Annotated in this window: 8 protein-coding genes; 5 read left to right on the forward strand and 3 right to left on the reverse strand. The window is 60.7% G+C overall.

Going from position 1 to position 7169, the window contains the following annotated elements; translation table 11 throughout:
- Positions 1 to 125: 125 nt before the first annotated feature.
- Positions 126 to 878, reverse strand: coding sequence for a DUF2059 domain-containing protein (locus QMX91_RS27170; RefSeq protein ID WP_097088904.1), 753 nt, complete (start codon positions 876 to 878; stop codon positions 126 to 128).
- Positions 879 to 986: 108 nt separating this feature from the next.
- On the opposite strand from QMX91_RS27170, the gene QMX91_RS27175 reads away from it, so the two are divergent.
- Both QMX91_RS27175 and QMX91_RS27180 read left to right on the forward strand, forming a co-directional pair.
- A complete protein-coding gene (locus tag QMX91_RS27175; protein WP_210556392.1) occupies positions 987 to 1619 on the forward strand; it encodes a 2OG-Fe(II) oxygenase in 633 nt (210 codons plus the stop codon).
- A 1-nt stretch (position 1620) separates the two neighbouring features.
- Complete coding sequence (locus QMX91_RS27180) at positions 1621 to 2106, forward strand: DUF523 domain-containing protein (RefSeq protein WP_282413649.1); 486 nt, start codon at positions 1621 to 1623, stop codon at positions 2104 to 2106.
- A gap of 223 nt (positions 2107 to 2329) precedes the next feature.
- Here the strand turns inward: QMX91_RS27180 and QMX91_RS27185 are convergent, their stop codons facing one another.
- Positions 2330 to 2893 (reverse strand): transporter substrate-binding domain-containing protein, encoded by a 564-nt coding sequence (locus QMX91_RS27185; protein WP_282413650.1) that lies wholly within the window; start codon positions 2891 to 2893, stop codon positions 2330 to 2332.
- A 135-nt stretch (positions 2894 to 3028) separates the two neighbouring features.
- Between QMX91_RS27185 and QMX91_RS27190 the strand changes: the two genes are divergently transcribed.
- On the forward strand, positions 3029 to 3454 hold the full coding sequence (locus tag QMX91_RS27190; protein WP_027610528.1) for a DUF4399 domain-containing protein: 426 nt from the start codon (positions 3029 to 3031) through the stop codon (positions 3452 to 3454).
- 62 nt (positions 3455 to 3516) lie between these two features.
- On the opposite strand, the gene serA is transcribed toward QMX91_RS27190, so the two are convergent.
- Positions 3517 to 4746 carry a phosphoglycerate dehydrogenase gene (serA, locus tag QMX91_RS27195; protein ID WP_003229219.1) on the reverse strand — a complete coding sequence of 410 codons (1230 nt, stop codon included), beginning with the start codon at positions 4744 to 4746 and terminating at the stop codon, positions 3517 to 3519.
- A gap of 204 nt (positions 4747 to 4950) precedes the next feature.
- Between serA and QMX91_RS27200 the strand changes: the two genes are divergently transcribed.
- Positions 4951 to 6345, forward strand: coding sequence for an FAD-binding oxidoreductase (locus tag QMX91_RS27200; protein WP_282413651.1), 1395 nt, complete (start codon positions 4951 to 4953; stop codon positions 6343 to 6345).
- Positions 6346 to 6386: 41 nt separating this feature from the next.
- Positions 6387 to 7052, forward strand: coding sequence for a fumarylacetoacetate hydrolase family protein (locus QMX91_RS27205; RefSeq protein ID WP_095137584.1), 666 nt, complete (start codon positions 6387 to 6389; stop codon positions 7050 to 7052).
- The last annotated feature ends 117 nt before the right edge of the window (positions 7053 to 7169 follow it).

Raw genomic sequence — 7169 nt, forward strand, 5'->3', positions numbered from 1 at the left:
GATCAGGGGCAGAAATTTATAGTGTTTGTAAGGGCCTCTTCGCGAGCAAGCCCGCTCCCACATGAAACCGCGATCACCTGTGGGAGCGGGCTTGCTCGCGAAGGCGGCCGGTCAGGCAATAAAGATCACTGACCAAGGTTCGAGGAGCTTTGCCCCACCGCCAACCCCGCCCGAATCGCCGCCAGCGCCGCCTGGTAATACGCCTTGCCCTCGCTGGACTCGGCGAAGGTCGCGAACTGCTCCAGTTCGTCATCCGACAGATCGCGATAAACGTAGAGCAGCGTGTTGTTCAAATCGGCGCCGATCTGCTCCATCAGGCGCTGGCGCTGGCCGTTCAACATGCCTTGCGCCTGACCGCCGCCGAGCAAGCCGGGGATCATCGAGCTCAAACTGTCCGCCGCCACCCCGGCAATCGCCAGGCTGACTTCCGCGCCGGCCTCGCGGGCGGGCAGGGCCTGGGCCAGATGGCCGATGATCAGCAGGCGGCTGTCGCTGGCCTGCATCTTCGGCAGGCCCTTGGCGTTCTTCGCCAGTTGATCGCGACGGGTGGCGAGCAATTCAGCGGCGACGATTTTCTTGCCCAGCGGCGATTGAAAGAAGGTCAGTGCCGGTTGTGGATCGGCAAGGTGCTGGCGCAGTTGCGCTTCGGCACGCTGATCCATGGCCTGGGGAGCGAAGCGCTGGTTGCTGTTGTTGACCAGGGCTTGAAACACCGCCGGCGGCAGGTTGTTCTGGTAGCGCTGCTGCGCGGCACTCAGGGCATCATTGAAATGCGCACGTTGATCTGGCCAGCCGGCGATCTTGTACAGCTGATCGTGGCCGTCCGCCCAGGCGGGCAAAACGCAGAACATCAACAGTGAAAAAAGCAAACGGCGCATAGGGACTCCTGTCAGCAGCGGACTATTCTCCGTGCGGTGCCGGGACTTGTCGAGAATTCGTAGCAAGCCGCTGCGTGGCTCTGTCGGATTTCCTGCCGCCGGCATACTATGCGCGCCATGCAAATATCCTCTGAACACCCGCTGCTGTTACGCATCGTCGACGACCTGGCCGAACACGGCTGGTCGCAGCAGAACATTTTCCTGCCCGCAGGTTTGACCCGCGAGCTGGCGGCCGAGTGCCGCAAACGTGAGGCCGAGGGTGAACTGGCGCCGGCAGCGGTAGGCCGTGGGCCGTTTTCAGAGATTCGCGAGGGTATTCGTGGCGACCACATCCAGTGGATCGACCCGGGCCAGGCCGAGGCCAGCGACCGTTATCTGAACCTGATGGAAAGCCTGCGCGAGGCGCTCAATCGCGGGCTGTTCCTCGGGCTCGAGGATTTCGAGTGCCACTTCGCCCTGTATCCGCCGGGCGCGTTTTACCGTAAGCACGTTGACCGTTTTCGCGACGATGACCGGCGCATGGTTTCGGTGGTGGTCTACCTCAATGACGCGTGGTTGCCGGAAGACGGCGGTCAGCTGCGCATGTACCTGGACGATGAGCGCGTCCACGACGTGCAACCCACCGGCGGCTGTCTGGTGGTGTTCCTCTCCGGCGAGGTGCCGCATGAAGTGCTGCCGGCGCACCGCGAACGCCTGTCGCTGACCGGCTGGTTCCGTCGCCGTGGCAACGAGCCGTTCTGATATGCAGAAGATTCTGGTCAGCCGCTGCCTGTTGGGCCACCGCGTGCGTTACGACGGCGGGGCCAGCGGGCCGTTCGATCTGCTCGAACAGTGGATCGCCGAGGGCCGTGTGGTGCCGCTGTGTCCCGAAGTGGCTGGCGGTTTGCCAACCCCGCGTGCTGCGGCGGAAATCCCCGGCGGGCAGGGCGCCGAAGTGCTCGATGGCACGGCGGCGGTGATCACCACCGAAGGCGAGGACGTCAGCGCGCAGTTTCTCGATGGTGCGCGGCAAGCGCTGGCGCTGGTGCAAAAGCATGACATCCGCGTTGCGGTGCTCAAGGCCAACAGTCCTTCCTGCGGAAACTTGCTGACCTATGACGGGACGTTCAGTGGGGTGAAGGTCTCGGGAGAAGGCGTTACGGCGGCGCTGCTTAAACGCCATGGGGTTGAAGTCTTCAGTGAACTCGAACTGCCACAAGCCTCACTGGCCCTGGCTGCTTTGGACTGATCCGCAATTGTTGCCCTCACCCCAGCCCTCTCCCAAGGGGAGAGGGGGCCGACCGAGGTGTCTGGCGCTGTCCATCGACCTGAAAGACCTTGGCGATTGTGGATTCGGCAAAGCAATGGCCAGTCGATTTCGGATCGATACATCCATTTCAGGTCGGCGTATTTCTGCAACATTCCCCATTCAGTCCCCTCTCCCTCCGGGAGAGGGCTAGGGTGAGGGGCTTTTAAGGTTTAAACCACTTCTCGGACAACGCCGCCAACCGCCCATCCGCCTTGATCCGCTGCAACGCACCCGCAAGGCTCGCCTGAAACGCCGGATTACCCTTCTGAAACGGAATCGCCAACTCCACCGGCACCGCCGCCTTCGGCTTCTCCTCGGTCAGCGCCTGTACCAGCACCATCGGTCGAGGCTGCTCATCCTTCTTCGCCAGCAGCTGCGAATCGACCTTGCCGTAAGGCTCGCTGACGTCGAAACGATCCTTGAGTTCAGGTGTCAGTGCTATGTGGTTGAGCGCAACGTCGTACTTGCCGCTTTCAACGCCCTGGAGCAGGTCGGCTTCGTCGGTGACGATGAAGTCGGCGCGCACATCCAGCTCGTTGGCCAGCAGTTGCCCAAGCTCGACCTCGAACCCCGTGAGTGTGTCGCCATCCTTGAAATTGAAGGGCGGTGTATTAGCCTCAAGGGCAATGCGCAACTCGCCACGGTCGTTGACGTCATCAATCAGTTCGGCGTGAGCCAGAGGGCTCAGAAGGGGTAGCAGGCAGATCAGGCCAGGCAGAAAGCGCATGGTCACTCCTTTGAAGTCATTATTGCGATGCTCTGAGTCAGGCTCGCTTTGCTATGGTTGTCGAGTGCCTTCGACAACGAATGGTCATGAAGTTGTCATGACCGCGCGGATTTTACGGAAAAACTGGAGAAGAGAATGAAAACGTTTATGTCACGAGCAGCCTTGGCTGGCCTGTTGATGGGTGTTTCAGTGCTGGCCAGTGCAGCGACCCCGGCACCCAAGGGCGCCGAAGTGTTCATCGTTTCTCCCGAAGACGGGGCCACGGTTTCTCAGGAGTTCAAGGTCAAGTTCGGGGTCAAGGACGTTGCGCTGGCACCCGCCGGTGACGTCACCAAGAACACCGGTCACCACCACCTGCTGATCGATGCCAAGGAAATCGTTCCGGCCGGTTCCGTCGTGCCGACCGACGCCAACCATATGCACTTCGGCAAGGCGCAAACCGAGGCCACAATCAAACTGGCCCCGGGCAAGCACACCTTGCAACTGGAGCTGGGCGACAGCGGCCACATGGCGTTCGATCCGCCGATCGTGTCGAAAAAGATCACCGTCAACGTCGAATGACGTTTTCGCACGCATGAAAAAGGGAGCCCGAAGGCTCCCTTTTTTTGTCGCTCAGCGTCGGATCAGAACAACACGCGGCTACGGATAGTACCGTTGACGTGTTGCAGCTTCTCTTGCGCCAGCTCCGAGTACTCGGCGTCGACGTCGATCACCACGTAACCGACTTTCTCGTTGGTCTGCAGGAACTGACCGGAGATGTTGATACCGTTTTCGGCGAAGACCTTGTTGATCTCGCTCATCACACCCGGGATGTTCTCGTGGATGTGCAGCAGGCGGTGCTTGCCAGGGTGGGCCGGCAGGGCCACTTCCGGGAAGTTCACCGACGACACCGAAGTACCGTTGTCGCTGTACTTGACCAGTTTTTCCGCCACTTCCAGACCGATGTTGGCTTGCGCTTCGGCAGTCGAGCCGCCGATGTGCGGGGTCAGGATCACGTTGTCCAGGCCACGCAGCGGGCTTTCGAACTCTTCGTCGTTGGAGCGTGGCTCCACCGGGAACACGTCGATGGCCGCGCCGATCAGGTGCTTGTCCTTGATCGCGTCCGCCAGGGCGTCCAGCTCGACCACGGTGCCGCGCGCGGCGTTGATCAGGATGCCGCCCTTCTTGATGGCGCGGATTTCCTTCTCGCCGATCATCCACTGGGTCGCCGCGGTTTCCGGAACGTGCAGGGTGACGATGTCGGACATGCCCAGCAGCTCGTGCAGGTTGCCGACCTGAGTGGCGTTGCCCAGCGGCAGCTTGGTCACGGTGTCGTAGAAGAACACCTGCATCCCTAAGCCTTCCGCCAGAACCGACAGCTGAGTACCGATCGAGCCATAGCCGACGATGCCGAGTTTCTTGCCACGGATCTCGAAGGAGTTGGCTGCGGATTTGATCCAGCCGCCACGGTGGCAGGAAGCGTTTTTCTCAGGGATGCCGCGCAGCAGCAGGATCGCTTCGGCCAGCACCAGTTCCGCGACGGAGCGGGTGTTGGAGTACGGCGCGTTGAACACGGCGATGCCGCGCTCGCGGGCAGCACTCAGGTCAACCTGGTTGGTGCCGATGCAGAAACAGCCGACCGCGACCAGCTTCTTCGCGTGATCGAAGATCTCTTCGGTCAGTTGGGTGCGCGAACGAATGCCGATGAAGTGAGCATCAGCGATCTTTTCCTTGAGCTCGGCTTCCGGCAAGGAGCCTGTCAGGTATTCGATGCTGGTGTAGCCCGCCGCCTTGAGGACGTCGACAGCCGATTGGTGGACGCCTTCGAGAAGAAGGAACTTGATCTTGCTCTTATCGAGAGAAGTCTTGCTCATCTGCGTAAACCTGTATCCCGGAGAAAAATGGCAGGAAATGGTCAACAGACATTGACCTGGACGACAAGAAAGCCGTCACCGCAGAACTGGCCTTGGGCACTGGCCTGCGGGGTCGGTATGCTAGCATAGCCACCCCGCTAAACACTCATTCCTGCGACGTGAAGCGTCTTCAGGATGACCATGAATTGTTCGAGAGTTCTGTCGATGACCAATCCTGCCCTGATTGATGAACTGAAGACCCTGGTCGAGCCTGGCAAGGTCCTGACCGACGCCGACTCCCTGAATGCGTACGGCAAGGATTGGACCAAGCACTTCGCGCCCGCGCCAAGCGCCATCGTGTTTCCCAAGACCATCGAACAAGTGCAGGCCATTGTCCGTTGGGCCAATACCCATAAAGTGGCGCTGGTGCCGTCGGGCGGGCGCACCGGGCTGTCCGCTGCCGCCGTGGCCGCGAATGGCGAAGTGGTGGTGTCGTTCGACTACATGAACCAGATTCTCGACGTGAACCTCACCGACCGCACCGCCGTGTGTCAGCCGGGCGTGGTCACCGAGCACCTGCAGAACGTCGCCGAAGAAAACGGCCTGTACTACCCGGTGGACTTCGCTTCGGCCGGTTCCAGTCAGATTGGCGGCAATATCGGCACCAATGCCGGCGGGATCAAGGTGATTCGCTACGGCATGTCCCGTAACTGGGTCGCCGGCCTGAAAGTGGTTACCGGCAAGGGCGATGTGCTGGAGCTGAACAAGGACCTGATCAAGAACGCTACCGGTTACGACCTGCGCCAGTTGTTCATCGGCGCCGAAGGCACCCTCGGCTTTGTGGTCGAAGCGACCATGCGTCTGGATCGCGCACCGAAAAACCTGACCGCCATGGTCCTCGGCACCGCCGACTTCGACTCGATCATGCCGGTGCTCCACGCCTTCCAGGGCAAGCTTGATCTGACCGCGTTCGAATTCTTCTCCGACAAGGCATTGGCCAAAGTGCTGGGGCGTGGCGACGTACCGGCACCGTTCGAGACCGAGTGTCCGTTCTACGCGCTGCTGGAATTCGAGGCGACCAGCGAAGAAGTGGCCAACACAGCGCTGGAAACCTTCGAGCATTGCGTTGAGCAGGGCTGGGTGCTGGACGGTGTGATGAGCCAGAGCGAAACCCAGCTGCAGAACCTGTGGAAGCTGCGCGAGTACATCTCCGAGACCATCTCGCACTGGACGCCGTACAAGAACGACATCTCGGTCACCGTGTCGAAAGTCCCGGCATTCCTGCAGGAAATCGACGCGATCGTCGGCGAATACTACCCGGACTTCGAAATCGTCTGGTTCGGCCACATTGGCGACGGCAACCTGCACCTGAACATTCTCAAGCCGGATAATCTGAGCAAGGACGAGTTCTTCGCCAAGTGCGCGACCGTCAACAAGTGGGTGTTCGAAACCGTCGAGAAGTACAACGGTTCGATTTCCGCCGAGCACGGCGTGGGCATGACCAAGCGCGACTACTTGACCTACAGCCGTTCTCCGGTCGAAATCGAGTACATGAAAGCGGTCAAAGCGGTGTTCGACCCGAACGGCATCATGAACCCGGGCAAGATCTTCGCGGTTTGATTGGCAATCCCTGATGAATCAATGAAGGCAGGAGTCGGTAAATGAGCTATCAGCACCAGTACGTCGACGGCACGCGCATTCACTTCCCGATCGGGAAAGTGGTGTGCATTGGCCGTAATTACGCCGAACACGCCAAGGAACTGGACAACCCGGTGCCTACCGAGCCGTTGCTGTTCATCAAGCCAGGCAGTTGCGTGGTGCCACTGGAAGGCGGTTTCAGCATTCCGACCGAGCGCGGTTCGGTGCACTACGAAGCGGAAATCGCCGTGTTGATCGGCAAGCCGCTGTCGACTAAGCCGAGCCGTGAAGAAGTGCTCGACGCGATCTCCGGGTTCGCCCCGGCGCTGGACCTGACCCTGCGTGACAAGCAGGCCGAGCTCAAGTCCAAGGGCCTGCCATGGGAAATCGCCAAGTCGTTCGACGGCGCGGCGGTGATTGCCCCGTTCGTGGTCGGCAGCACCTTCGCCGACCTGACCGACATCGGCATCCGCCTGACCATCAACGGTGAAGTACGCCAGGACGGCAACAGCAGTGCGATGCTCAACCCGATCGTGCCGATGATCCAGCACATGGCCGGCTGCTTCTCGCTGCAGGCCGGCGACGTGATCCTCACCGGCACGCCAGTGGGCGTCGGCCCGCTGAATGTCGGTGACGACATCGTGCTGGAACTGGTTGGCGCGAGCAGCTTCAGCAGCAGCGTACGCTGACCGCGAAACTGCAACACCCTGTGGGAGATAGCCTGTTGTGGTGAGGGGATTTATCCCCGATGGCCTGCGCAGCAGTCCCAGCTTTGGGGCCGCTTCGCAGCCCATCGGGGATAAATC

Origin of the sequence: Pseudomonas sp. PS01299, from assembly GCF_029960145.1 — a bacterium.
GTDB lineage: Bacteria > Pseudomonadota > Gammaproteobacteria > Pseudomonadales > Pseudomonadaceae > Aquipseudomonas > Aquipseudomonas putida_A.